The sequence below is a fragment of the Stenotrophomonas sp. Pemsol genome (assembly GCF_003586545.1).
GTDB classification, from domain to species: Bacteria; Pseudomonadota; Gammaproteobacteria; order Xanthomonadales; family Xanthomonadaceae; genus Stenotrophomonas; species Stenotrophomonas sepilia.
In genome coordinates this window covers 62440-88130 of record NZ_CP025780.1, presented here as the reverse complement: position 1 = coordinate 88130, position 25691 = coordinate 62440, and the positions used below count along the sequence as shown (strand labels likewise).

Sequence of the window (25691 nt, the reverse complement as noted above, 5' to 3'; positions counted from 1 at the left end):
GCCCCCCACGCGCCCACAACAGCGCTTGAACTTCGCACTTACAAGAAGGTCCCCAGTGCTGAGTTGGCAGATATGCGCGAGAGAGCGTTGCATCTGGCTGCAAAGATCTCGGCGCTAGATTCCCTTGATTCTGGAGATGAGTTCTTCAGGCTTATGATCCGAGGCACCCCAGCTATGCTGGTAGACGATTCCACGACACACCTACTGATCACCAGCGCCTCTATCCGGACCGCGCTGGCAGAGAGGGGCCTACTGACAGAGCGGTCCGACTGAGCGACACCTTGGCAATCGCGGCAATGAAGACGAAAGAGGGCCGCAATTCGTTCGAAGAGCGTGCCCCCTGGTGCCGGAGGAAGTCGCGCTCCGCCCGGCTCGTCAGATCACTGAGAAGTTGCACCGATGTAGTCCAGAGACTCACTTATCGTCGTCCAGCTCCGAGTTCGGCAGATAGTGGATGTCTGAGCTGAACTGAAGAATTGGCGGGTGGATGGAGACCGAATCTACCGAGACGCCGGACGGAAGGTTTTCGAGCGCTTCAAGTATAGGAGCCAAGGCGGGCCCAACATCATATGCAGCCCGCATCTCCGCCCCTTTCTCTGACAGTCGATAGAGACGATATATGTCGTAGCACACGCCACCTCGCACTGCTTCAACGATCTCCGCGCGCGACATGTGCAGTGCGGCTTCAAATTCGCCAGTGGTCGACTTGGCATCAATTCGGCGTTCGACGCCATGCGGGGGCATTCTGAGTCGGAAGTCATATGGTGCGATCGCATTGCTGCTAGATGTCCACTCAACGTCAGAGCACTCTCCCTCTCGCTGCAGGTCCAACAGCCAGTCGTTGAGGTACAGTTCGCCGGAGATTCCCGTTGACTGTGCGCGGTCTCGGATCTCGAGAAATTCCTCTGGAGTCAGTCCACGCCTGTTGCGACGGGCGTAGAGCTTAAGAGTAGCAGCCGCGCTGCCAAGCCCGATCTCTTCAAGCAGCGCGCCCTCTGCCCAGTCAGACAGCGCGTGTCGGCCGGCAACCCCACTCCGCTCCAATACATCATGAATGAAGTGCTCATCTATGACACGCATCGAGCCGGTCACAAAGATCTGACTGAGGGTTTGATGGAGCTGTGCATCCTTTGGATCGGCTGCCGAAATCAGCAGCATATGGATAGCCTCTGGCACTTGATCGCCGCGGAACTCAAAGAAGGCAAAGTCGTCAGCTGCGAGGTAGTTGTACCTCTGCGGATCATCGATCGGTCCATCGATAAATTCGCCGTTGAGCCTCCAGTTCTTCTGCTGCTTGAGGATCTTGCGGACCAACGTGTGAGGCGCGCAGGCCCCGGGGCCTGAGATCTTGAGCTCGAGGTTGTACCGAGGGTTGGGCACCGCCCCCGGCTTGGCCAGCTCAGGGAACAGGCTGTCTACCAAGACGCTCCTGTCCAGGTTGATCGCCTTTTGGTTGCCGGCGGGTCGATTGGTGAAATGCCAACGGAAAACAGTCAAATCTGAAGCGGTGAGACGCTTGAGGGCTAGCTTGCGGGCCATATGTCGACCGTGTTTATCCAGATGAATACAAGTATGCCGTCTCCGGAGCTGCATATGTGGTGCATTTATACGCAGATTACTCCACAATGCTGCCACCATCCCAATGCTGGCCTTGTCATGGCTCGAAGCCCTATCTCACCAGACCGCAGGTCTGTGCGGACGTCGGTGATGCTGCCCGAAAACGTCCACACCCAGGTTCAGGCCTTAGCAGACAGCCATCACGTTTCGTCCGCCTGGGTCATTCGCATGGCGGTCCAACGTTTCCTCGACGACTGCAACAACCAAACCGAGTCACCACTTCGCCTGCCAAACGGGCAAGGGACCAATTGATGAACACTGACGTCATTCTTCGTAAGCTAGAGCGCATCGCCGCGGGCGGTAAGCCCCGCGTGCTTGATCTGTTCGCTGGCTGCGGGGGCATTTCTCTGGGCTTTGAGTCAGCCGGCTTCGAGCTCCGCGCCGCGGTTGAGTTCGACCCCGATGCTGCTAGATCGCATGGCTTGAACTTTCATGGTGGTGCAGAGGCTCACAGCAAGCCAATTGATATCACCAAGACCACACCAGCCGAGCTCTGCATGCAGCTCGGGCTTGGGAGCGTCGCTGACGCGTTTGACATCGTCGTCGGGGGCCCGCCATGCCAAGCGTTCGCTCGCGTCGGCCGCTCAAAGCTGCGCGAGATTGAAGAGCACCCTGAGGCCTTCATTCACGATCCGCGAGCTCAACTCTATAAGAAGTACCTTGAGTACGTAGATGCGTTCCAGCCCGTCGCGGTTCTGATGGAGAATGTGCCCGACATGCTGAACCATGGCGGGCAGAACATCGCTGAAGAAACCTGTGAGGTTCTGGAGTCGAAGGGCTATACCTGCGGGTACACACTTCTCAATGCGGCGTTCTATGGCGTTCCGCAGATGCGTGAGCGTATGTTCCTGATGGCATACAGGCGCGAACTCAATGCGACCGTGTCTTTCCCCAAGCCGACTCACTATCTTGTCTTGCCGCCAGGCTATGAGGGTTCGCGTTCTGTCGCTCTGAAGACGTTGCACAACCTCTTTGACGGGGCTCATTCATACATTGCTCCTCCTGCGGCCTCACCTGATCTTCCACCTGCCGTCACCGCAGCAGACGCCTTGGCAGATATGCCAAGTATCAACGCACGCGAGCTGCTTGCGCAGGGAAAGATTGTGCGTGGCGCGCGTCGCTTTGACACTCCGATCCCCTATGGCAAGAAGAAGCCCACTGCTTACGGCGCACTGATGCGCTCGTGGGAGGGGCATGAAGCCCCAAAGCAAGGCATCTCCGACCACGTGATTCGGTACCTACCGCGAGACTATGAGCTGTTTGCAAGAATGAATCCGGGGGACCAGTATCCTGAGGCCTACGCACACGCTCTTGAGATGTTTCAGGAGAAGCTGGAGGCAGCCCGCGCCCGGGGCGAGAAGCTCGGAGAGAAGTCGGCGGGCTACAAGGCTCTCTGGGATTCTATTGTTCCGCCATATGACGCTACCAAGTTCCCGAACAAATGGCGCAAGATGTGGGCGGATCAACCCGCGCGCACATTGATGGCGCACCTGGGGAAGGACAGCTATAGCCATATTCACTACGATAGCAGTCAGGCCCGCACGATATCGGTTCGTGAGGCGGCTCGGCTCCAGTCCTTCCCAGATGGCTTCAAGTTCAGCGGCACCATGAATCCCGCGTTCAAGCAGATCGGTAACGCTGTCCCTCCCCTGCTAGCAAAAGCAATTGCATCTGAGATGATTGGAACTCTCATGAGTTCCGTCTCCGCAAACTTCGGAGCGACCCCTCCGACTGAGCGGGTCGGCACTTAGAAGATTCCAGTCACGACGACCGTTCAGTTGCAACCTTGGTGTCTCGTACCGAGTTCTGCTGGACGGTCATTTTCATTTCCCTGCACGCAGAGGTGGCGGTGATGACCGATCGCAGCGATCGGGCACAACGTAGTTGGAACATGAGTCGGGTTCGCAAAGGTGACACCGAGGCCGAGATGTTGCTCAGAAGAGCCCTCCATTCGCTTGGGTTCAGATATGCACTGCACAAGAAAGATCTTCCAGGCTCGCCGGACATTGCACTGACAAAGTACCGAACTGTCATCTTCGTTCATGGCTGCTTCTGGCATGGGCATAATTGCCACCGTGCAAAGATTCCCTCGACGAGAACGGATTTCTGGACCAAGAAGATTGCGGGCAACCGGGCGCGAGACGAACGGGTCGAAAGGATGCTCACAGTGCTGGGCTGGCGAGTCATCATTGTATGGGAATGCGCCCTACGAGGCAGTAGGAGGATTGGAGCTCAAGCAGCAGCCATCCGATGTGCGTCGTTTCTAGGTTGTACCAAGGACACGAAGATCGAAATTTCAACACAGTAAGCCATGCAGTGACCAACAGCTTGCCACCCTGGTCCATTTGGTTGATGTGTCGCCATAGGTCGCGTCTGGGATATTATCCTCAGCATCAGTCATGGCGTCATCATTTGTGGGACTTCCTTCAGATATACAAACCCTTCCCTCGGAGTTCGAATCACTCTAACCATGGTGTTCTTCTCCGAATCGTCAACGGCTGCTAGGCGATGGCGTTAGTGATGCACTGCCCCCCTCCTGCAGTGCCGGCCGCTGACCGGCTTCCTGGGCGACAATGGCGGCACATGTTGAGGAGCCATCATCCAGCTGACATTTGGCGACGCCGAGAGCCTGGCAGGACGCATGCGGGCCCGCCGTGAGATCCTCCTGGCTAGATAAAGCAAGTGGTACAGAGGTAGCCGATGCTTGCCTAGATCGAACCCCCATTGCTTGCGCTCAGGCTAGGCCGGCCGGCCGCCAAGTGTGTCGCTGAAAGCTAGGGTGAATCCCTTTGTTCTGTGTTGCCCCGTTGCGGCATGATCGAACGGGCGACGACCCTCAGGACCCTTTTTGACTACAGTTGCATTAGCACTTAAGAGACCAGATATCGATCCATTGCAGCACTAGGAAAGCAAGACCCACTCAAGCAACCTTCCGCATGGAGCATGGCCCCTGATGTCAACAGCACAGCGCCTCACCAATAGCTCAGATGAAACCGAGCTCTCCAACTTGCTCTCTGGAGACTTAGTTTTCAGTATTCCTTATTTTCAGCGCGCCTATAAATGGAAGCCAGAAAGGCTCCGGCAGCTCGAGAAGGACCTCCTCAGCATTATCGATGCTGAAGACACGCACTTTCTGGGGGCGATCATTATGTACGCGCGCCGCGGCAATCCTGCAGATCCGAGCGTATACGAGGTTATCGATGGTCAGCAGCGGACTACCACCATCTTTCTTTACATTTGCGCAATTGTAAAAACACTCTGCGACAATGGCCTCTATGACGATGCAGCCGGTCTTTTCCTTAAGTACCTAGTCATCGGCATCGGGCGGGAAGGTCGTTTGGCATCCAATTCCAAGCTCCATTCGTGCAAGGAAGACCGCGCCCAGCTCAACAGAGTATTCGAACACATGCTCTCTGATACCAAGTTTGCGGAGAAGCTTGGCTCGTTCAGGTACAAGCCACTCTCTGCGACAGGACATAACAACGGACGCTTATGGAACAACTATCGAACAGCGCATCGATTTCTTAAAGACCAAGTTGAGCTTGAGGGAGAGGAGCGCCTACATGGGATTTATCGCGCCCTGTTGGGGGCCGTGAGCGTTGTGCAGATTGTGGTCCGGAATCCAACCGATGGCCCCAAGATATTTGACAGCCTTAATTCGCGCCAGGAGCCAATTACCACTGGCGACTTGGTCCGCAACGAGATCTTTTCGAAAGTTGCAAATGAAGCACCGGACCGAATCGAAGAAATTGATCAAAACGACTGGCAGCCCTTCTACAGCAAGTTCTTGCGCGATGAGAAGAGCCTATTCGATTCCTACTTCTTCCCATACGGCCTAATCTACGATCCCAATGTGAAAAAGTCTGAGGTATTTGACAAGCTTCGCCTCAGATGGAAAGACCTTTCTGATCCAAGATCAATCATTAACGACCTCGCGAAGTACCAAGATGCATTCCTCGATGTGGTGAATGGCACGAATCAGCAAGGCCTCCCTACAGATGTAGCCAAGGCCCTACTCCGCCTCAGCGAATGCGATGCACCAAGCTCGACCTATCCATTCCTGATGCAGCTCACCAATGCCGTGCGAGAGGGCTCCATAGCTCCGACGGTAGCCGTTGAAGTTGCCGGAAAGGTTGAATCGTTCCTTATCCGTCGAGCTGTTTGTGGGCACGAGCCCACTGGACTCCACGCCGTCTTTAAGCGACTGTGGCAGGATTGCGATGGCAACCCAACACAAGATTCGGTGGAGGCATGTATTCGCAAGCACAAGACCGTTGTTTGGCCCGACGACAATGATGTGCGACAAGCAATAGCGGAGCGACCACTCTATGGTGCATCGGTAACGAGATTCGTCCTTCTGGAATGGAATCGTCACCTTGGCGGTGACCAGCCCCAGGGAACAATGTGGATTGAGCATGTATTGCCGGACAAGCTGTCGGAGACATGGAAGGAGCACTTCACGACGCAACAGCATGAAGATTTGAAGGGCCTTTTAGCAAACCTACTCCCACTATCTAGAGAAATGAATCAATCACTAAGCAATGGCCCATATGAGAAGAAGAAAAACGTCTACCAGGACGATTCAGGGTTCAAGGCTGCGCGAAATTTTGCACGGGATTACGCAAATTGGACCCCAGCTCTGATTTCCGAGCGCTCCCAAATTCTCGCTGACTGGGCAGTCAAAAGGTGGGCATGATACGAACATAGTCGCCCGCCAATGATTTGGAACCTACTGCAACTGATCACCAGCGGCGCCGCCCCGGCTCGCTCTGAGTTACGCGCATGACTTACTGCGTCGCGCAGCGGGCCTAACGAGTTCTGAGATTTCCGCGCATTCTAATCGAGATGATCTGGAGAGGGCACTTATGTGCCCCCCCCCTGTGCTGATCGACCTATGCGGCAAGATTCGCAGAGCCCGCAGCACAGGGGTCCAAGAGCGCCTAATGACACACTGGTGCCTGCTCAGGTCATCCGGCATGACTCAGACAGGACCCGACGCTGCGCAACTCGAGAACTAAGATCATGCTTCCGGATCAGCGCCCCCTCAACATGTAATTCGAACAATCCCCGGACGTGCCACGTAGTTGCTTGCAGAACTAATAAGTTGCATAAGCAGCTGCTCGCGCAACCGGCTAGTAACCCGCCACTGACCAGCGTCCGCAGGCAGGTGAGTCTGTGGAAACCTGATATGCGCATGAATCCGGTAAGGACCTTGTGCTGGATCCAGAACAAACACAGGCGAGACCCATATCGCATCAGTGGCTTTGGCATCCTGACGCGCAGCATTCTCGGGAATCTCGAAACCCAATAAGTAGGTAATAGGGCCAGTATTGCTTTGTGCATAGTCACACGCAGCCCCAACTCGAACGAGAATCGGACGACAATCTGCAATCGACGCGCTTCTCATCTTGAACTGCTGGCACAGCATATCCTTAATGCTCATTCCAGTAATACGAAGGAAGGTCGGATCGTCCCACTTGAATGGCCAAGCTACCACAGCTCCCCAATCTGTGGCCGTCAGTCTCTCTGTACCAGGTATGGCAAGGTGAAGCATCCTGTTAATGCTACCAGCCTCGAAGGAATCGGCCCTCGGCATCCTCGCGTCATGCTTGGTTACGGCCGCGCTCCATATAGTGGCTTCGGCATCTGCGACGTCCTGGTTTTGGACACGGTCAGAAAGTATTGGAGCAAGGGCCGTCGTGATAGCCGCTCGCGGATCTGCGGCGACATGATTCGTCCCGACCGCCTCAGTCACCATGCGACTGAGAAGCGAATCCAGCGCGTCAGAGTAATGCGCGTTCGTCCGTGAACCGACTGGCACTAGCTCCAACAACGATGCCAACGTCGCACCCGCAGCCCTGAGTACATCAGCTTCCCATTGAAGAAGAACGGCAAGCTGTGGATTTCCAAGTATGGATTCCTGAATAGCACCAAGAAGCTCCGCCGGATCGCGAACTACACCTTCGTCCAAATTCACCAAGTACCTGTCCTTGGCGAGGCTAAGTACAGCAAGCGGACGCGCGTACGGACGGGCCGGATCAATGTTCCTCTCCAGGTATTCAACCAACTGATCCTTCAGATCGGGATGCTGAGTCCACATGACCAGAATAAAAGGGCCGCCACGAGAGTCGATGCATTCTTCGAGGATCTGCTGAATTCTACTGAAGTCACCCTTGTGGTCGGTCTTGAGGTTGCCACCTGTTAGATGAAGATCCATAAATAGGCATCGGACACCGCGAAAATGACTGACATTTAGGTCATTTTCAAGATCGTACTGCACACCTATGCAAGGCGCCCCCAGTTTCTGCAGGGAAGAAACGATTGCTTCGAGATGCTCCTTCTTGTCATCTACTGCAATGAAGCGCGGCGCTACGATCATCATGAGGAGGTCCCTTCCTTCGGAAACATAAGGGCAATAACAGCCCCAGTAAATTCGTCGGGCAACCCAACTTCCGTAGCATCTGGGAAAGCGAGATGTCCACCATTTAGCTCCATCACCATGTTCGCGTAATAGAGTCCGACACCCATACCATCCGGGCGTCGACTAAAGAACGGCTTTATCAGCCGCTCTGGATCATCTTGGAAGCCCGGGCCAGTGTCGGCAACGATGATAGCTGGGTAACCAGTGAGATCTGGCTCGATGCCGATGTAAATCTTTCGGTCATTCTGAGAGCCTTCCGGCCACCTGACCTGAAGCCAGTGAAACGCATTGTCAAGGAGGTTGTTAAGCGCGCCGAGTAGCAATCCGAACGAGAACCTTCTTTCTATTCCAGGCGAGTCATCCTCAAGAATTGGACAGACAAGACTGACGCCGTGATTTCTGAATCTGACACGATTAAGATCTCTCGCTCGTCTGATCAAATGCTTGAGACTATGATCTCGGCGGTCGCCCTTGCGCAGAAGCTCGCTAAACCCGTCGAGTACCCGAACTAGCTCTCGGGCCTGAACCTGAACGTTCTGAAGATTGCGTCCGTCCTCGATTGCGTCATACAGAAGCCGGACGCCTTGCTCGATCTCATGAAACACGATCGCGAGCCCCATGCCAGATATTCCCGCCTGAAGCATGGTATCGCGCATTTCATTGTAATTCTTCTCTGCCTTATTGATCAGGGGATCCAGCTCTGCAGAGAGTTGGTGCTTCTTGGCCGCGTCGCGAAGCGCCTGAAGCGGCATCGTTATGTTAGCGACCTCACGATCCTTACCTCTCCCGGTGATGGCGCGAATGTTATCTTTGTCTATCTTTCGTTCAATTTCGAGTATGGCGAGCGCGCCAAGAACTATACGCCTTAGATTTGCATAGGCAGTATTCTCAACAAAGCCCTCTCTATTCGTCTTCTCCACGAGACTGGTGCTTTTCTCGAGAGATAGATCTATCGCACCAACGATGATATTTCGGCTGATATTTCGAGTCGGGGTATTTACACGACGAAGATCTAAGCTCAACCAGTCATCCCCGGCCTCGCCATAGTTGTACACTCGGATGCTGTCTCGATACACCCTAACACCACCATTTTCGTCAAGGAAGCTCTGAATTAGCTGACTATCTCCAAGCAGCTGTAGAACTTCCCGATCTCGGTCAAAAACGTAGAACTCTCCAGTAACTGGCCCTACGCCATCGGTCATGGATTCATCGGCCACTAGCTTTCTCGCAGTTTTAGATGTGGCACCTTGATTGGTTCCAAGATCATCAACATCACGATCAGCCACGATCTGGAGATTTCCTGCGTTATCACTTACTGCACGCTTCTCCAGTTTGATACCTGCGATACCGCGGAATTCGTAATCCCAGTCGATCTTTCCGTTCTCGAAGGAGAACACGAAACGCCACGGCGCCCTTTCTAGAAGCACACCAATATCGGGAACTCCAGAGACCCACTCCGGATGCTCAGGAATCTTGAGCTCGGTATTAAACTGGTCGGAGCGGGCATTGAATGGTGAAGATATGGAGGTAATCTGCCTCAGCAAACGCCTTACCTCTCCTCGAGTCCAATTTGCTTCTCGAAGTTCGCCAATCGTTAGGCGTGTCCCCTTCTTATCTCCGGTGAAAACTAAGGGCTCCCGAGTCTCTACTTTAACCTCAGCCTCCGAAAGAAACTCCTTTGCTATGAGTGCGGCCCAATCAATTTGAATAACGCACTCTTGCTCACCCGGAGCACGAGTTACCAGCTCGATTGCGTCTCCGAGCTTGTGCACCGCAAAGCGGCCCAGCCCCTTTTCGCCCAAGGGCAAACGATTCAACTTAGTGCGCTTCAGCTTTGATCGCTGCACCCCCCGATGGTCGTGCGCAGGTACAAGCCAAATGTCTTTAACTGTGGCGAGAGTCATCCCATCGCCATCGTCTTGCACCGTGATACTGGCTTGAGTGGTGCCAAGTGAGCTCAGCGTTACCGTGACATGTTCGGCATCTGCATCATAGGCATTCTTTACAAGCTCGAAGACTGCGAGCCTTGGGCTACCGATAAGCTGGTCTCCAAGAAGCTGCAGCAAACGAGCCCTTGGCCGGAACGACAAAGTCTCTGAAACTGGGTCCTTCTTATCTGAAGTTTGCATTTACAGCTCCTTGTCCGGGCCGAGCATCATTTTCTGCACCAAGCCCAATCTCGCTTTAGTCTGCAACCGGCAGCACCAGTTCACCGGTTCGCCAGGGAATGTTAGCAAACCGGATGGTTAGATTGGCTTGGCAGGCAGCTGAGTTCAATCCGACGGCAGCCAGGATTTCTAGCACAGGCTTCTGAGTTCACTGCGCCAGCCCTAGCTGGGCGGTGGCCACCCACCTTCCGGCACTCTGATCTCGTTTGCAAACTGAAGTAAAAAACGCAATGAGGCGGCTCAGTGAGCCGCCTCATTGCGCAAGTCCAGTGACTAGTCAGTGACTACAAGCCTCGAAGTACTCTTGTTCGCGACCCAATCAGCCCTGCCCTTCCTGTTTGAGTTTATCAATCAAACCCCAACAGGATTAGCCTTCTCCGGATCAATCTTGTACTGCTTGATCGCCCGGGCCACATCCTTCGCGGTCATCTTCCCTTCCTTCGCCAGCGCCGCAATCGCGGCATGCGCGATGTAGTAGCGATCCACCTCAAAGAACCGGCGCAGGTTCGCACGCGTATCCGAACGGCCGAAGCCATCCGTACCCAGCACCGTGTAAGACATCGGCACGAACGCACGGATCTGGTCCGCATACGCACGCACGTAGTCGGTGGCGGCAATCGCCGGGCCCTGGCGGCCTTCCAGCAGCTCGGTCACGTAGGCCTTGCGCTGCTCACCTTCCGGATGCAGGCGGTTGGCACGTTCCACGTCGAAACCATCGCGACGCAGTTCGTTGAAGCTCGGGCAGCTCCAGATATCGGCGGTCACGCCGAAGTCCTTGTCCAGCAGCTCGGCGGCGGCAATGGCTTCGCGCAGGATGGTGCCCGAACCCAGCAGCTGCACGCGCAGCTCGCCCTTCTTCGGCTTGCCGGCGTCGGTCAGCAGGTACATGCCCTTGACGATGCCTTCGGCCGCACCTTCCGGCATTTCCGGGTGGGTGTAGTTCTCGTTCATCAGGGTGACGTAGTAGTACTCGTCCACCTGGTCTTCCATCATGCGCTTGGTGCCGTGCTGCAGGATCACCGTCACTTCGAAGCCGAAGGTCGGGTCGTAGCTGCGCACGTTCGGGATGCCACCGGCCACCAGATGGCTGAAGCCATCTTCGTGCTGCAGGCCTTCACCGTTCAGCGTGGTGCGGCCGGCGGTGCCACCCAGCAGGAAGCCGCGGGTACGCATGTCGGCGGCCTGCCACGCAATGTCGCCCACGCGCTGGAAGCCGAACATGCTGTAGTAGATGTAGAACGGCAGCATCGGCACGTTGCTGACCGAGTAGCTGGTACCAGCGGCCATCCACGAGCTGATCGCACCCGGCTCGCTGATGCCCTGCTGCAGCACCTGGCCGCTCTGGTCTTCGCGGTAGAACATCAGCTGGTCGGCGTCCACCGGCTTGTACTTCTGGCCGAACGGCGCGTAGATGCCGATCTGGCGGAACAGGCCTTCCATACCGAAGGTACGGGCTTCGTCGGCCACGATCGGCACGATGTGCGGGCCCAGTTCCTTGTCACGCAGGGTGATGTTCAGGCTCTGCACGAAGGCCATGGTGGTGGAGTAGCTGCGCTCGCCGCTGCTCTTCAGCAGGCGCTCGTAGGCTTCCAGCTTCGGCGCCACGAAGGTCTTGTCGGCCTTGCGGCGGCGCTGCGGCAGGTAACCACCCAGGGCGGCACGGCGTTCCTGCAGGTACTGCACTTCCGGCGAATCCGGGCCCGGGTGGTAGAACGGCACCTGGCCGTCGGCCAGCTGCGCGTCGGTCACCGGAATGTTGAAGCGGTCGCGGAAGTGGCGCACCGCTTCGTCGTCCAGCTTCTTGGTCTGGTGGGTCGGGTTCAGTGCCTCACCGGCGCTGCCCATGCCGTAACCCTTCACGGTCTTGGCCAGGATGACGGTCGGCATGCCCTTGGTGTTCACGGCCTGGTGGTAGGCGGCGTACACCTTGTGCGGGTCGTGGCCACCACGGTTCAGGCGCCAGATGTCGTCGTCGGAAAGACCGGCGACCATCGCAGCGGTTTCCGGGTACTTGCCGAAGAAATGCTCGCGGGTATACGCGCCACCGAAGGCCTTGCAGTTCTGGTATTCGCCGTCGACGGTTTCCATCATCAGCTTCTTCAGGACGCCGTTGGTGTCCTTGGCCAGCAGGGCATCCCAGTAACCGCCCCACAGCAGCTTGATCACGTTCCAGCCGCCGCCACGGAACACGCCTTCCAGTTCCTGGATGATCTTGCCGTTGCCGCGCACCGGACCGTCCAGGCGCTGCAGGTTGCAGTTCACCACGAAGATCAGGTTGTCCAGGCCTTCACGGCCGGCCAGGGCGATGGCACCCAGGGTTTCCGGCTCGTCGCTCTCGCCGTCGCCGATGAAGCACCACACCTTGCGGTCGGACTTCTCGATCAGGCCACGGTTTTCCAGGTAGCGCATGAACTGCGCCTGGTAGATGGCGGCCAGCGGGCCCAGGCCCATCGACACGGTCGGGGTCTGCCAGTAGTCCGGCATCAGCCACGGGTGCGGGTACGAGGACAGGCCACCGCCGTCCACTTCCATGCGGAACTTGTCCAGCTGCTCTTCGCTGATGCGGCCTTCCAGGAAGGAACGCGCATAGATGCCCGGGGCGCTGTGGCCCTGGATGAACAGCAGGTCGCCCGGGTGGTTTTCGCTCGGGGCGCGCCAGAAGTGGTTGAAGCCCACGTCGTACAGGGTGGCGCCGGAGGCGAACGAGGCGATGTGGCCGCCCAGGTCACCCGGCTTGCGGTTGGCGCGCACCACGGTGGCCATCGCGTTCCAGCGGATGATCGAACGGATGCGCCATTCCAGCTCGGCGTTGCCCGGGCTCTTGGCCTCGAACTGCGGCTCGATGGTATTGACGTATTCGGTGGTGGGAGAGAACGGCAGGTAGGCGCCCGAACGACGGGTCAGTTCCACCATGCCTTCCAGCAGCTGATGCGCGCGCTCGGAGCCCTCGACATCAATAACGGCCTTCAACGACTCGATCCACTCCTGGGTTTCCACAGGATTCGGGTCGTTGTTCAGCACCTCGTTCAACCAGTTCATTAGCGCTCCCATAACCGCACGCACGCGCGCGACTGTTGTATAGATTTCTAGACCGCAAAGTGTAGCGCACCAAGGGCTTTCGTCACTTGGCTACGCAGGCGTATGGATGCAACCGGCCAGTGTCCGCAAGGGGCTTGCCGGGCCCGCTGATGGCCCTGCGGCGGGCCTTGGCGGCGGCGCGGGCTGTCGCTTGCGGGCCGCTGCGCCCATCCGCAGGACGCAGTGTTACTGCTGCCGATGACGGTTGTAGGGCAACTCCGGAACCACCGTAGGTGGGCGCCGGGCAGCGGTTCTGAACCGGCGACAACATGTCGCACCTGCCTCTGGATCGCTGCCAGTCGCGGGCCCAGGGTGGGTCGCGAGTGATGGGCCCGATGGCCCTGCTCCCTTCCACAGCATCGCCGGGGCGCCTCGCAGGGGGCGCCCCTTTTGCTGTGCGCACGAAGGTCCGTGGCCCAAATTGCACCTGCTTGTGGCCGGATCGGATGTTGTCGCTTTCGACATATCGATATATCGTTTGCACACTCGTTTACCGATATATCGAAATGAGCCGTACCGCTTCTGCCAGAGCCCGTTCCACCGATCCGAATGTGCCGCGCCGCAACGGCCAGCCACGCGTCCTCAGCCGCGGCGACCTGCGCCTGCTGGTGCTGGCCCTGATCGGCGAGCAGCCGCGCCATGGCTACGAGCTGATGCAGCTGATCAGCAACCAGTTCATGCAGGCCTACACGCCCAGCGCCGGCACCATGTACCCGCTGCTGGCCAGCTTCGAGCAGGCCGGCTGGATCGAGGCCGAGGAAGTGGATGGCAAGCGGATCTTCCGCATCACCGCTGCCGGCGAGTTCGAGCTGAAGGTGCAGCGCACCCATGTACGCCTGGCGCAGCGACGTGCCTTCGACCGTGCCCGCGAGATCACCAAGGCCTCGCTGCCGCCGCCGCTGGCCACTGCCCTGCGCGAGTTCAAGCGGGCGCTGGTGCATCACCACGGCCGCTGGGCCGAGGGCGAGGCGGACGAAGTGGCGGCGCTGCTGACGCGGGCCTCGGCCCTGCTCAACGGTACGGCCGGTAGCGAGCAACCACCGATTTCAACGACCCAGCCAGACTGACGCCAGCCAGGTCTCCCCTACGCCGCGCGCCCGCGCGACACCTTTACAGGTAACCCCCATGACCGAACACAACAACACGCGCCTGCGCCTGGATGTGCGCTTCCGTGAACTGACCGTGCTGCGCACTGAAGAGGTCACCCCGCACATGCGCCGCGTGGTGCTGGGTGGCGACGACCTGGCCGGCTTCGATTCGCCCGGCGCCGACGACCACATCAAGCTGTTCTTCCCCAACGCTGCGGGCGAGATGGTGCTGCCGGTGCTGACCGCCGAAGGCCGCAGCTACCCGGAAGGCAAGGTGCCTTCGCCCTCGCGCGACTACACCCCGCGCTGGTGGGACCACGAAGCCGGCGAGCTGGCCATCGACTTCGTGCTGCACGACCAGGGCGTGGCCGGGCCGTGGGCCGAACGCGCACAGCCGGGCGACATGCTGGTGATCGGCGGCCCGCGCGGCTCGTTCGTGGTGGCCGACACTTACGACGCCTACGTGCTGATCGGCGATGAAACCGCACTGCCGGCCATCGCCCGCTGGCTGGACGTGCTGCCGGACAGTGCCGAGGTGCAGGCCTTCATCGAAGTGCGCGACGAGACCGAGCGCCAGGACCTGCCGCAGTACGAGAACGTGCGCATCCACTGGCTGGAGCGCAACGGCTTCCCAGCGGCCAGCAGTACGCTGCTGGAAGACATGCTGACCGACTTCGAGGCCCCGGACGGCGATGTCTTCTACTGGATCGCCACCGAATCGCGCCGCGCACGGATGATGCGCAAGTTCATCGAAGGCCACCTGGGCGTGCCGCGCGACTGGATTCGTTCCACCGGCTACTGGAAGGCCCACCCGGACGAAACCGACGGCGATTGACCGGCTCGGGGTCAGATCCCTTTTCCTGTGGAAAAGGGATCTGACCCCATGCACCGGCAACCTCATGAACCTTCGGCAGGAACCTGCAATTGCCGGCCAACGGCCGGCACTACCCCCTGCCGCATCCACCCGAACCGCTGCGCAGCCCAGATCTCCAGCGCTACCAGCAGGGCGATGATCAGCAACGGCAACAGCAGCCCGAAGTACACGCCCGGCATCATGCCGTTGATCTGCGCCTTCACCAGCCGCAACACGCCACGGGTGTGCAGCAGCTCATCGACGTGCATGGTCAGCGCCTCGCGCACCACCTTGGGTTCCAGGCCGAGGGTACCGGCCCTGTCCACCAGCGTGTCTTCCACCATGCTGCGCAGCAGGCCCTCGCGCACCTTGCCGATCACCCAGCCGGTGCCGCGTGCCAATGGGCCGTTGCCAAGACGGTCCAGGCCAGGCAGCGGATGCTCGCTGAGGTAGGCCGAGGCGATGGTGTCGGCGACGTCGCCCACCGTGCCCTGGCTGCGCAATGCCTCGCGCATGCGTGGGTCGTCCAGCGAATCGGTGAAGCCTTCGCTCCAGCCTTCCACCAGGGTCTGCAGGTGCGGCTGGAAATGATCGAGCTGCTTGAACAGCGCGCGGTGCGCACCGGCAGTGAAACCCAGCTGCAGGCCGAAGAAGGCAGTGGCCAGCGGCAGCAGCACCACGTAGCTGGCCAGCAGCCAGTGATGCCAGCGCTTGCGCCGCTGCAACCAACCACGGCGATGCAGCCAGCGCCAGCCGGCGATGCCCAGCACCAGGCCGAGCAGCGTACCGAGCACGCTGCCGCCCACCAGATCGAGCACGCTCAGGCCCGACCAGAATTCGTTCAACCAGTACTGCGCGTCCTGCATGGGTCTTCCTTCCGTGGGTGATACCGCAGCCATTGTAGAACCGAGCCCACGCTCGGCTGCGCCGCCGTCGGTGGGTGCGGACCGCCATCGACTGGTGGGTGCGGACCGTTGGTCCGCACACTCCCATGCAATTGCCGGCCAGCGGCCGGCACTACCGAGCTGGCAATGCGACAATCGCGCTCCTTTCCTGCAGCAACGAGGCCCACATGGCCAAACTGACCCTGGCCAGCGTGGACGCGCTGCGTACCCGCTTCGCCGATGACGCCGCCTGCGACGCGGCATTGGCCGCCTTCGCCGACACCGCTGCACTGCGCGCGCCGCTGCGCGACCTGGTGGAAGCACAGCACCGCTACCTGCAGGCCGAATTCGAAGTGGCGCAGGTGGCCGACGTGCTGCGCCGCGACCAGAAGTACGCGCCGGTGGGTCGGCCTTCGATCAACATCGTGCAGCTGCGCAAGCAGCAGGCCGCGACCAAGCAGGCGGCGCTGATCGCACGCCAGGTCGTGGCACAGGCCGCGCAGACCTTCGTGCGCGTAAGCGGGCTGGTGGTGAAGGCCAAGCAGAGCCCGAGCGAAGCGTGTGGCGTGTGGTTGGGCGCGCTGCGCTGAAGGATCGTGCGGACCAACGGTCCGCACCCACCAGATGCAGGTTGGCACCTGCCGGGTAGTGCCGGCCGCTGGCCGGCAACCCCATCGGCATCGGGTGCCCCGCATGCAGCCGGCCAGCGGCCGGCTCTACCGGCACCCAAAAAGAAGGCCCGCTCTTCAGCGGGCCTTCTGCCTTCTCACGACGAGTGAGCTGGGTGCATCAAGCGGCCGGCTTTTCGCCGGTGGCTTCGGTGGTGATGCGGATCTTCACTTCATCGCTGACGTTCGGGGCGTAGGCGCCGACGCCGAAATCGCTGCGCTTCAGGGTGGTGGTGGCATCGAAGCCGGCGGCCGGAACCTTGGCCATCGGGTGCTCGCCGCCGCCGTTGACGGTGACGTCCAGGGTGACCGGCTTGGTGATGCCCTTGATGGTCAGGTCGCCGGTGACGGTCAGCTTGTTGGTGCCGGCCGCTTCCACCTTGGTGCTCTTGAAGGTGGCATCGGCGAACTTGGCGGCGTCGAAGAAGTCGGCGCTCTTCAGGTGCTCGTCGAACTTGGCGGTGAAGCTGTTCAGGCCGCTCAGCGGCAGCTTCACTTCCACGGTGGACTTGGTCACGTCTTCGGCGTTGTACACCAGGGTGCCTTCGACGTTGCCGAAGTGCGCGCTGGGGTTGGAGAAGCCGAAGTGGCTCCACTGCGCCAGCACGTCGGTGTGGCTCGGGTCCAGCTTGTAGGTGCCCGAGGCGATCTTGATCGCTTCGGCAGCCGGCGCAGCAGCGGCGGCATCAGCCGCCGGGGTGGCAGCCTGCTCGGTGGTGGCCGGGGCGGCGGCATCGGCAGCCGGGGCAGCGGTGTCGGCCGGCTTGGAGCAGGCGGCGATGGCCAGGGTCAGGGCCAGCGGCAGCAGCAGTTTACGGGTGGCGCTCATCTGAGGAACTCTCCGGATCGTAGGGTGGGTACACGGTGCAGCAAGAGCCCGCCGCGGAACAGCGGGCCCGAAACCGATACAGCGACTTACGCGATGCGCGCCGCTTCGTCGAACGACAGGCGCGGCAGGCGCGGGAACAGGCCCGCCGGGTCACCGTAACCCAGGTTGACCAGGAAATTCGACTTGATGGAGGTGCCGGCGAAGAAGGCTTCGTCGACCTTGGCCGGGTCGAAACCGGACATCGGGCCGGCATCCAGGCCCAGCGCGCGCGCAGCCAGGATCAGGTAGGCACCCTGCAGGCTGCCGTTGCGGATGGCGGCTTCGTGGCGGCCTTCCTGCGGGCCATCGAACCAGGCCTTGGCATCGGTGTGCGGGAACAGGTACGGCAGCTTCTCGTGGAAGTCCAGGTCGAAACCGATGATGACGGTGACCGGCGCAGCCATGGTCTTGGCCAGGTTGCCTTCGGACAGCGCCGGGGCCAGCTTGTCCTTGGCCTCCTTCGAGGTGACGAAGACGAATCGCGCCGGCGTGGTGTTGGCCGCGGTGGGGCCCCACTTCACCAGGTCGTACAGTTCCTTCAGCAGGCTCTCGGGGACCGGCTTGTCGAGGAAGGCGTTCTGGGTGCGGGCCGTACGGAACAGCTGATCAAGGGCGGCGGCGTCGAGCGCGTGGGACATCGGTGGATCTCCAGGGCGGCGAAAGGAAGTCAGTGCCCGCGGGCGGCGCGGGGCGAAACGACGAGCCGCAGTGTAGAGTGTCGCGACTGTTGCAACACCCAGCAGGGCTGAAACGAATTAATGCCAATGGTGAAACGATCGAGCGCGCCATGGACGGTCACTGACGGCCGTGCGGGCAATGTCCGCCAGGCGGTCGCGCTGGCCTCGGCACTGCGCCAGGGCACCCACCGACCGCTGCTCCTGCAACCGCGCGCACCCTGGCGCTGGCTGTCGCCGCGGCGCCTGCCCGGCGATGTGAATGGCTACGGCGAGGCCTTGGCGACGCTGGCGGCCGAGGCGCCGGCACTGGCGATCGGCTGTGGTCGCCAGGCGGCCGGTGCCCTGCGCGTGCTGCGTGCACGCGGCAGCCAGGTGGTGCAGATCCTCGACCCGCGCATCGGCGCCCGCCATTGGGACGTGGTGGTGGTGCCCGAACACGACGCCCTGCGCGGCAGCAATGTGCTGACCCTGCTCGGCAGCCTCAACCCGGTGGACGACGACTGGCTGGCCTGGGGTCGCGCCGCGTTCGCCGGCTTCAGCACCCTGCCCGGTCCGCGCACGGCACTGCTGGTGGGCGGGCCGACGCCGCTGGCGCCGTGGGACGAGACGGCGATGGTCGGTGTGTTCCAGGCGCTGGCCGAGCAGATCCGCAGCGAAGGCGGCAGCCTGCTGGCCACCACCTCGCGACGCACGCCGCCAGCCCTGGCCGAGATCCTACGCGCGAAGTTCGCCGACCTGCCGCACGTGATCTGGGGCGATGGTGGCGACGGTACCAATCCCTATGGCGGCCTGCTCGGCTGGGCCAACCGGGTGGTGGTCTCGCCCGATTCGGTGAACCTGCTCTCTGAAGCCTGCGCCACGCGCATGCCGGTGATGGTGGCGCTGGCCGATGCCGCGCAGGGCCGGCTGGCCCGGTTCCAGCAGCAGCTGCGCGAACGCGGGCGCTTGCAGCCGCACTGGCTGGACTGGCAGTACGACCGCATCGAGCCATTGCGCGAAACCGCGCGCGTGGCGGCGGAAGTAAAGCAGCGCCTGGCCTTGGGGTAGTGCCGGCCGCTGGCCGGCAACGCTGTGCGCATTACCGGACACCCTGCCGATGCCGGCCAGCGGCCGGCACTACCGGGGTGCGCAGCGATTTCTGAACATTTCAATCTGCCCATACCGTTAGAGTCCGGTGCCCCCCACCGGACCGAATGCCTTCATGCGTACCCTGCTCCTGCTGCCCCTGGCCCTGCTCGCCGCGTGTTCGACCGCGCCCACCGAGCTGGACCCGATCTCCTATCAATGCCAGCAGCAGCTGGATGCGTACCGCGAACAGCCGGCGCTGCGCGATCCGAAGACGGGCGAGCGCCCGCCGCTGCCGATCGCCCCGATCAGCGATGCCTGCGACAGGGAACTCCAGCGCAAGGGCGTGGATCGCCCGCTGCGCTGAGCAGCGTATGATCGGCGCGCGGGCCTGCCCGCCGTTGAAGGTACCGACATGGATCGTTTTTCCCGCCTGCGCCGCGCCGCGCTGCTGATCGCCAGCCTGCTGGCGACCGCACCGGCCTGGGCCGACAGCACCGCCTGCCGCGAGCGCTACCCGAGCGTGGCGTCGCAGGCGGCGATGCTGGACGTGGCCTGGACCACCGCCGAACGCCTGGACGCGCTGCTCGATGTGGACGTGGTGGTGGCCGCGCGCGGTGGCCAGGACCTGCGCCGCTACGGCCTGCGCCACAGCCACCTGGCCTTCCTGCTGCGCGAGGACGACGGCCGCTGGCGCGCGATGCACCTGCTCAACCGCTGCAAGACCGACAGCTCGCAGCTGTACCACGAGGGCCTCGGCAACTTCGTCGGCGAGAGCGGCGGCCATACCGACCTGCGCATCGGCGTGCCGTCGGCCCCCTTGCGTGCGGCGCTGCGCGCGATGCTGGTGCCGCCCTCGATCCAGCCCAAGGCGCTGCACGAAGCAAGGTACAACGTGGTCGCCTACCCGTTCGCCACCGACTACCAGAACTCCAACCAGTGGGTGCTGGAAGTGCTGGCGGCGGCGATGGCGCAGACCGAAGGCGCGCCGGCCATCGTCAAGCGCGAACAGGCACAGCAGTGGCTGCGCCAGCAGAAGTACCAGCCCAGCGTGCTGCATATCGGCCTCGGCAAGCGCGTGGGTGCGCGCCTGTTCGTAGCCAACGCCACCACCACCGACCATCCAGCCGGCGAACGCATCTCCGGCAACTATTCGGTGGTGACGGTGGAATCGGTGTTCGACTTCCTGCACCAGCGCAGCCAGCTGCAGCAGGAACTGGTGATCCCCCATGTGCCGGTGGCCGGTGCCACCGCCGCCACGCCCTGAATCCCGCAAGGAGAACGACATGCGTCCGCTGCTTACCTCTGTGTTGTCGATGGTGATCGTCACCGGCCTGGCGTGGTCGACGGCCGCCCACGCCGAACGCCGCATCGTGATCATCCATGACCCGGGCCCGCAGGGACCGAGCCTGGAAATGTCCACGCAGATGGTGGCCTCGGCCCGCGCCGCAGCAGCGAAGGAAGCCCAGGATGCGGCCGATGCCGGCCAGCCGCTGGCCCGCCCGCAGCAGATCAAGCTGCCGCAGATGGAGGTGAGCGCAATCGCCACCACCGTCGATGGCCGCCGCGAAGTGCTGCTGCGTGATGCCAACGATCCGCAGAACACCGCATCGATGCAGTATCCGCGCGGCGTCGGCGACCCGGCCGTGCAGTTCACCGTGGGCCAGACCGTGAACTTCGAGCCAACCGGCGCCGACCAGGGCTGGCAGCTGAAGGACAACCAGGGCCGCCCGCTGGAATACCTGCCCGAGGCCACCGGCCCGCGCGATATCTTCGATACCAGGCGCTGAGCCGCCGTCCCCACGCTGACCAGGAGGTCTCCATGTTCCGTTGCCTGCGCGTTCCCGCTTCCGCCCTGCTGCTCTCCGCGCTGCTGGTGCCCACCGTCCATGCCGGCGCCGCGCCGCAGTTGAACAGCAGCGAAGCCAGCGTGCTGATCACCTCGCTGATCGTGGTCTCGGTGCCGCTCGCTGCATCGGCGGGCCTGTCCGAACTGTCCAAGGCGCCGTTCAAGGCCAGCGAACGCAATGGCAGGGTTGCCCGCACCAAGGCGGTGCCACTGCCGCCGATGGACGTGAAGAAGGTGGAGATCACGGCGGCCGGCGAGCGCCAGGTGCAGCTGCAGGTGCCCGACAAGGCCGATCAGACCGCCACCCTGCGCTGGCCGGCGCGCGTGCATGAAGACCAGACGGCGGCCTTCGTGGTCGGCCAGCAGGTACATTTCGACCCCACCGAGGCCGGTGCCGGCTGGACCGTGAAGAGCGCACAGGGCCAGGCACTGGCCTACGTGCCGACGGCCTACGCCGCGGGCGATGTGATGAGCGAAGCGTTGTAAAGCTGAACAAGCGGTTTTGGCTTTGCCGCGGGCCGGGCGGATAATGGGCGATCCCCTTTGTCCCCCTGGCTCGCCATGTCCGTGCGTCCTGCCCCTGTGTTTGCCCCGCTGACCGCCCGCGCCCTGGTGCTGGCGGTATTGGCGATGGGCGCGGTGGTGCTGCTGTCCAACGTGCTGGTGCAGTACCCGATCAATGACTGGCTGACCTGGGGCGCCTTCAGCTATCCGGTCGCGTTCCTGGTCAGCAACCTGATCAACCGCCGCTTCGGCCCGGGCCCGGCGCGCCGCGTGGCGTGGATCGGCTTCGCGGTGGCGGTGCTGTTGTCGATCTGGGTGGCCACGCCGCGCATCGCCGTTGCCTCGTGCTCGGCCTTCATCGTGGCGCAGTTGCTGGACATCACCGTGTTCGACCGCCTGCGCCGCGGCAGCTGGTGGCGCGCGCCGATGGTGGCCACGACCTGCAGTGCGACGGTGGATACCACCATTTTCTGGTCGATCGCGTTTGCCGGTTCCACCCTGCCGTGGGTGAGCTGGGCCGCCGGCGACCTGGCAGTGAAGCTGGCGATCGGCGTCTGCCTGCTGGCCCCGTTCCGCGCGCTGCTGTGGAAGATGGCGCCGCTGCGCGCCACCAGCTGAACGCACATGCTCTGGTAGGTGCCAACCTTGGATGGCACATGAGCACGGTAGGTGCCGACCGTTGGTCGGCACGCTCCATCAGAGTTCATCACCGCTGACAGATTGTGCCGACCAACGGTCGGCACCTACCAACAGCGGATCATCCCCGGGCAATTGCTCTAATGGGTGCACCCACTCACCCGAACGGCAGCTCCGCCGCTCTGCACGCCGCCGTAATCGCCGCACACGCGTCTTCAATCGCGGGCGTGGTCGGTGCCAGTCGCGGGCGCCGGTCCAGCGTGCAGGCCAGGCCAACATCCAGCAGCGTGGCATGCGCGCCATGCAGTGCTTGCGCAGTGTCTTCCGGAAGGAAACCGGCAACCGCCAACGCATCGATCAACGACGGCGTGTCGCGTGGCTGCAGCAGCGCGGGATGCTGCGCACTACGCGCCAGCACGCCGGTCTGCAGCAGGAACTCCAGGTCCACCACGCCACCGGCACCCTGTTTCAGGTCCAGCCGCGCGGCGTCGCTGCGGTCCAGTTCGGTGCGCATGCGGCCGCGCATCTTCAGCACATCGGCATACAGCGTGGCCGGATCTCGCTCACGCCCCAGTGTCTGTGCACGCACCTGTTCGAAATCGGCCAGCAGGCTGGCATCACCGGCCACGCCGCGTGCGCGCACCAGGGCCTGGTGTTCCCAGGTCCATGCGCGTTCGCGCTGGTATTCGGTGTAGCTGGCCAACGAAGACACCAGCGAACCCTTGCCACCGTCCGGGCGCAGGCGCACGTCGATGTCGTACAGGCGCCCGGCGGCGGTGACCGCACCAAGCAGCGCCATCACCTTCTGTGCCAGTCGTGCATACCAGCGCCCCGGTTCCAGCGGACGTGCGCCATCGCTGGCCTCCACGCCAGCCGGGTTGTCGTGCAGGAACACCAGGTCCAGGTCGGAACCGAAGCCCAGCTCAAGCCCGCCGAGGCTGCCGTAGCCGATGATCGCGAAACGTCCACCGGGAATCCCGCCGTGCGCGGCGCGCATGTCCGCTTCGGCCATCGCCAGCACGGTGGTGACCACCGCCTGCGCCAGCTCGGCCAGTTGCCGCGTGCTGTCCACCGCACCCTGGCGGCCATCCAGCGTGGCCATCGCCATGCGGAAGCTGAGCGCCAGCCGCGTCTCGTTGAGCCAGCGCAGTGCGGATTCGGGATCTTCCACCGCCAGCACCTGCTGGCACTCGGCCAGCATACCGGCCGCATCGGGCATCGGTCCGGACACGCGCACGTCCAGCAGTTCGTCCAGCAGCAGCGGGTACGCGGCCAGCCGCTCGGCCAGCAGCGCGCTGCGCGCCAGCACATCCACCAGCCGCGCCAACGCGCTCGGTTGTTCGTCCAGCAGCGCGAGATAGCTGGTCCGGCGCAGCACCGCCTGCAGCAGGCCAAGCACGCGCTTGAGCGCAGCGTCGGGTTGCGGCGAACGCGTAGCCGCATGCAGCAACGCGGGCAGTACGCGATCCAGCCGCGCACGCGCCGCATCGGATAATGACTTCACGCCGGTGCCCTGCGCGAAGTCACGCAATGACTGGTCGGCGCCATTGGCATCGAGGAAACCGGCTTCGGCCAGCAACGGCGCGTTGCTGCCCTCGGGCAGGCTACGCCAGTAATTGGCCAGCGCGTCGGGCGCGGCCTGGCCCTTGCGCGGTGCCAGCAGCGCGGCGAATTCGGTACTGACCCGCTGCTGCTGTTCGGCCAGCGCCGCGCGCAGCACGTCCCAGTCGGGGTAGCCGAGGCCGACGGCGATGCGCTCGCGGTCCAGTGCATCGCTGGGCAGCACGTGGGTCTGCGCATCGCGCAGCATCTGCAGGCGGTTCTCCAGGCGGCGCAGGAACAGGTAGGCCTCGCGCAGCGCACTGCCGTCCCCGGGCGCGATCTGCCCCGCAGCCACCAGCGCGTCCAGCGCCACCAGCAGGCGGCGCTCGCGCAGCGCAGGTTCGCGGCCACCGCGGATCAGCTGCAGCGCCTGGCACAGGAACTCGATCTCGCGGATGCCACCGGCGCCGCGCTTGATGTCTTCGTGCAGCTCGCGGCGCGCGACTTCGGCGGTGATCGCCGCCTTCATCTCGCGCAGGCCATCGAGCGCAGTGAAATCCAGGTAGCGGCGGTACACGAACGGGCGCAGGGTCTGCAGCCACGCTTCACCGGCCTCGATATCACCGGCGACCGCGCGCGCCTTCAGCCACGCATAGCGCTCCCAGTCGCGGCCCTCGCGCTGGAAGTACTGGTCCATCGCCGCGAACGACAGTGCGACGCGGCCGGCGCTGCCGAACGGGCGCAGGCGCAGGTCGACGCGGTGGCTGAAGCCATCAACGGTGGTTTCGTCCAGCAGCTTGGCCAGGCGCTGGCCGAGGCGGGCGAAATACTCTTCGGCGGCCAGCGCGCGCGGGCCGTCGGATTCGCCGCCGTGCGGATAGGCGTAGACCAGGTCGATATCGGAACTGAAGTTGAGCTCGCCGCCGCCAAGCTTGCCGAGGCCGAACACCACCAGCTGCTGTGCGGCGCCTTCGCCATCGCGGACCACACCGTGGCGCTGGGCGAATTCCTGCTGCAGCGCGTCCAGCGCCAGCCGCAGGCAGTCCTCGGCCAGGGTGGTGGCGCCGGCCAGGGTCTGTGTCACGTCGTCCAGGCCGGTCAGGTCGCGCCAGATCAGCCGCGTCGACATGGCAGTACGCCAGCGCCGGATCTGCGCCGGCCAGTCGCTGGGCTGCAGCGGATCGAGCACCGGTGGCGGGATCGGCGGGCAACCGGGGGTAGCCAGCTGCGCCAGCAGCGCCGGTTGCCGCACCAGGGTGTCCAGCGCGAAGTCGCTGGCCACCGCCAGTCGGGTCAGCAGCGGCAGCAGTTCGGCAGGAACGGGCTCGGGCAGGACCTGGGCCAGGCGCGCCAGGGCGCGGTCGACAAGGGGCTGCAGCGGGGCGGGCAGGTCAGCGGGGGCGAGGGTCATGCCCTGATTCTCGCGGGGTCGGATCCCTTTGCCAACGGCGAAGGGCTCTGCCCCCGAGATGCCGCCGCTTGATGCCGCTGGTGGGGTCAGAGCCTTTTGCCCTTGGCAAAAGGATCCGACCCTGAAGGGAAGCCGCGTATTCACACTGGGCCACAGGCAATAAAAAAGCCCGCTTGCAGCGAACTGCCAGCGGGCTCTGCTCCCTCCCCCACGTCGGGATGCAGGGCCATCGTGCGGGCTGCGAAAGCACTTTGCACGCTGCACTGCAAAACAGAACCGGTGGGTATGGGTGAGCCCCTGGGGGAAAAGCCATTCCACGAAGGTAGAACCCCCCGTACGGATGAGGATGGCCGATAATCGGG

General features: G+C 62.3%; 20 protein-coding genes. 12 read left to right on the top strand and 8 right to left on the bottom strand.

From position 1 onward, the window contains the following. Positions 1-414 precede the first annotated feature (414 nt). Entirely contained in the window at positions 415-1539 is a 1125-nt protein-coding gene (locus PEM_RS00385) for a DUF3883 domain-containing protein (RefSeq protein ID WP_162911561.1), read from the bottom strand. Between the two features lie 329 nt (positions 1540-1868). Here PEM_RS00385 and PEM_RS00380 point away from each other — a divergent pair, with 329 nt between their 5' ends. The 3 genes from PEM_RS00380 to PEM_RS00370 all read left to right on the top strand — a co-directional run bounded on the left by PEM_RS00380 (position 1869) and on the right by PEM_RS00370 (position 6313). Beyond that, on the top strand, positions 1869-3368 hold the full coding sequence (locus PEM_RS00380) for a DNA cytosine methyltransferase (RefSeq protein WP_162911560.1): 1500 nt from the start codon (positions 1869-1871) through the stop codon (positions 3366-3368). 101 nt (positions 3369-3469) lie between these two features. Beyond that, entirely contained in the window at positions 3470-3925 is a 456-nt protein-coding gene (locus tag PEM_RS00375; RefSeq protein ID WP_119706166.1) for a very short patch repair endonuclease, read from the top strand. 645 nt (positions 3926-4570) lie between these two features. Beyond that, positions 4571-6313: a DUF262 domain-containing protein gene (locus PEM_RS00370; RefSeq protein WP_119706040.1), complete on the top strand. Its 1743-nt coding sequence runs from the start codon at positions 4571-4573 to the stop codon at positions 6311-6313. Between the two features lie 348 nt (positions 6314-6661). On the opposite strand, the gene PEM_RS00365 is transcribed toward PEM_RS00370, so the two are convergent. From PEM_RS00365 to aceE, 3 genes are all read right to left on the bottom strand, one after another. Continuing rightward, complete coding sequence (locus PEM_RS00365; protein ID WP_119706039.1) at positions 6662-7999, bottom strand: hypothetical protein; 1338 nt, start codon at positions 7997-7999, stop codon at positions 6662-6664. Then, positions 7996-10167 carry an ATP-binding protein gene (locus PEM_RS00360; protein ID WP_119706038.1) on the bottom strand — a complete coding sequence of 724 codons (2172 nt, stop codon included), beginning with the start codon at positions 10165-10167 and terminating at the stop codon, positions 7996-7998. The genes PEM_RS00365 and PEM_RS00360 overlap by 4 nt, the downstream gene beginning before the upstream one ends. Positions 10168-10557: 390 nt before the next feature. Next, on the bottom strand, positions 10558-13245 hold the full coding sequence (gene aceE / locus PEM_RS00355; protein WP_012478970.1) for a pyruvate dehydrogenase (acetyl-transferring), homodimeric type: 2688 nt from the start codon (positions 13243-13245) through the stop codon (positions 10558-10560). 545 nt (positions 13246-13790) lie between these two features. Here aceE and PEM_RS00350 point away from each other — a divergent pair. Together PEM_RS00350 and PEM_RS00345 are read left to right on the top strand one after the other, a co-directional pair. Continuing rightward, positions 13791-14351: a PadR family transcriptional regulator gene (locus tag PEM_RS00350; protein ID WP_119706037.1), complete on the top strand. Its 561-nt coding sequence runs from the start codon at positions 13791-13793 to the stop codon at positions 14349-14351. Positions 14352-14409: 58 nt separating this feature from the next. Continuing rightward, positions 14410-15207, top strand: a complete 798-nt coding sequence (locus PEM_RS00345) for a siderophore-interacting protein (RefSeq protein ID WP_119706036.1) — start codon at positions 14410-14412, stop codon at positions 15205-15207. A gap of 62 nt (positions 15208-15269) precedes the next feature. On the opposite strand, the gene PEM_RS00340 is transcribed toward PEM_RS00345, so the two are convergent. Then, positions 15270-16091, bottom strand: coding sequence for a hypothetical protein (locus PEM_RS00340; protein ID WP_119706035.1), 822 nt, complete (start codon positions 16089-16091; stop codon positions 15270-15272). A 206-nt stretch (positions 16092-16297) separates the two neighbouring features. Here PEM_RS00340 and PEM_RS00335 point away from each other — a divergent pair, with 206 nt between their 5' ends. Further along, complete coding sequence (locus PEM_RS00335) at positions 16298-16699, top strand: hypothetical protein (RefSeq protein ID WP_119706034.1); 402 nt, start codon at positions 16298-16300, stop codon at positions 16697-16699. 199 nt (positions 16700-16898) lie between these two features. On the opposite strand, the gene PEM_RS00330 is transcribed toward PEM_RS00335, so the two are convergent. Together PEM_RS00330 and PEM_RS00325 are read right to left on the bottom strand one after the other, a co-directional pair. Beyond that, the gene (locus PEM_RS00330; protein WP_005415047.1) at positions 16899-17606 is read right to left on the bottom strand and encodes a YceI family protein; all 708 of its coding nucleotides are present in this window, start codon (positions 17604-17606) and stop codon (positions 16899-16901) included. An 86-nt stretch (positions 17607-17692) separates the two neighbouring features. Continuing rightward, the gene (locus PEM_RS00325) at positions 17693-18283 is read right to left on the bottom strand and encodes a malonic semialdehyde reductase (RefSeq protein ID WP_005415046.1); all 591 of its coding nucleotides are present in this window, start codon (positions 18281-18283) and stop codon (positions 17693-17695) included. Positions 18284-18409: 126 nt separating this feature from the next. Between PEM_RS00325 and PEM_RS00320 the strand changes: the two genes are divergently transcribed. From PEM_RS00320 to PEM_RS00295, 6 genes are all read left to right on the top strand, one after another. Next, positions 18410-19369 (top strand): mitochondrial fission ELM1 family protein, encoded by a 960-nt coding sequence (locus tag PEM_RS00320; RefSeq protein ID WP_005415045.1) that lies wholly within the window; start codon positions 18410-18412, stop codon positions 19367-19369. Between the two features lie 154 nt (positions 19370-19523). Further along, positions 19524-19754 (top strand): hypothetical protein, encoded by a 231-nt coding sequence (locus PEM_RS00315; protein ID WP_005415044.1) that lies wholly within the window; start codon positions 19524-19526, stop codon positions 19752-19754. A 48-nt stretch (positions 19755-19802) separates the two neighbouring features. Further along, complete coding sequence (locus PEM_RS00310; protein WP_119706033.1) at positions 19803-20654, top strand: DUF2145 domain-containing protein; 852 nt, start codon at positions 19803-19805, stop codon at positions 20652-20654. A gap of 19 nt (positions 20655-20673) precedes the next feature. Then, positions 20674-21177 carry a hypothetical protein gene (locus tag PEM_RS00305; RefSeq protein ID WP_032953871.1) on the top strand — a complete coding sequence of 168 codons (504 nt, stop codon included), beginning with the start codon at positions 20674-20676 and terminating at the stop codon, positions 21175-21177. A gap of 32 nt (positions 21178-21209) precedes the next feature. Continuing rightward, positions 21210-21722 (top strand): hypothetical protein, encoded by a 513-nt coding sequence (locus PEM_RS00300; RefSeq protein ID WP_065197240.1) that lies wholly within the window; start codon positions 21210-21212, stop codon positions 21720-21722. A gap of 75 nt (positions 21723-21797) precedes the next feature. Further along, positions 21798-22358, top strand: coding sequence for a queuosine precursor transporter (locus tag PEM_RS00295; protein ID WP_005415040.1), 561 nt, complete (start codon positions 21798-21800; stop codon positions 22356-22358). A 175-nt stretch (positions 22359-22533) separates the two neighbouring features. On the opposite strand, the gene glnE is transcribed toward PEM_RS00295, so the two are convergent. After that, positions 22534-25329: a bifunctional [glutamate--ammonia ligase]-adenylyl-L-tyrosine phosphorylase/[glutamate--ammonia-ligase] adenylyltransferase gene (glnE, locus tag PEM_RS00290; RefSeq protein ID WP_119706032.1), complete on the bottom strand. Its 2796-nt coding sequence runs from the start codon at positions 25327-25329 to the stop codon at positions 22534-22536. Positions 25330-25691 lie beyond the last annotated feature (362 nt).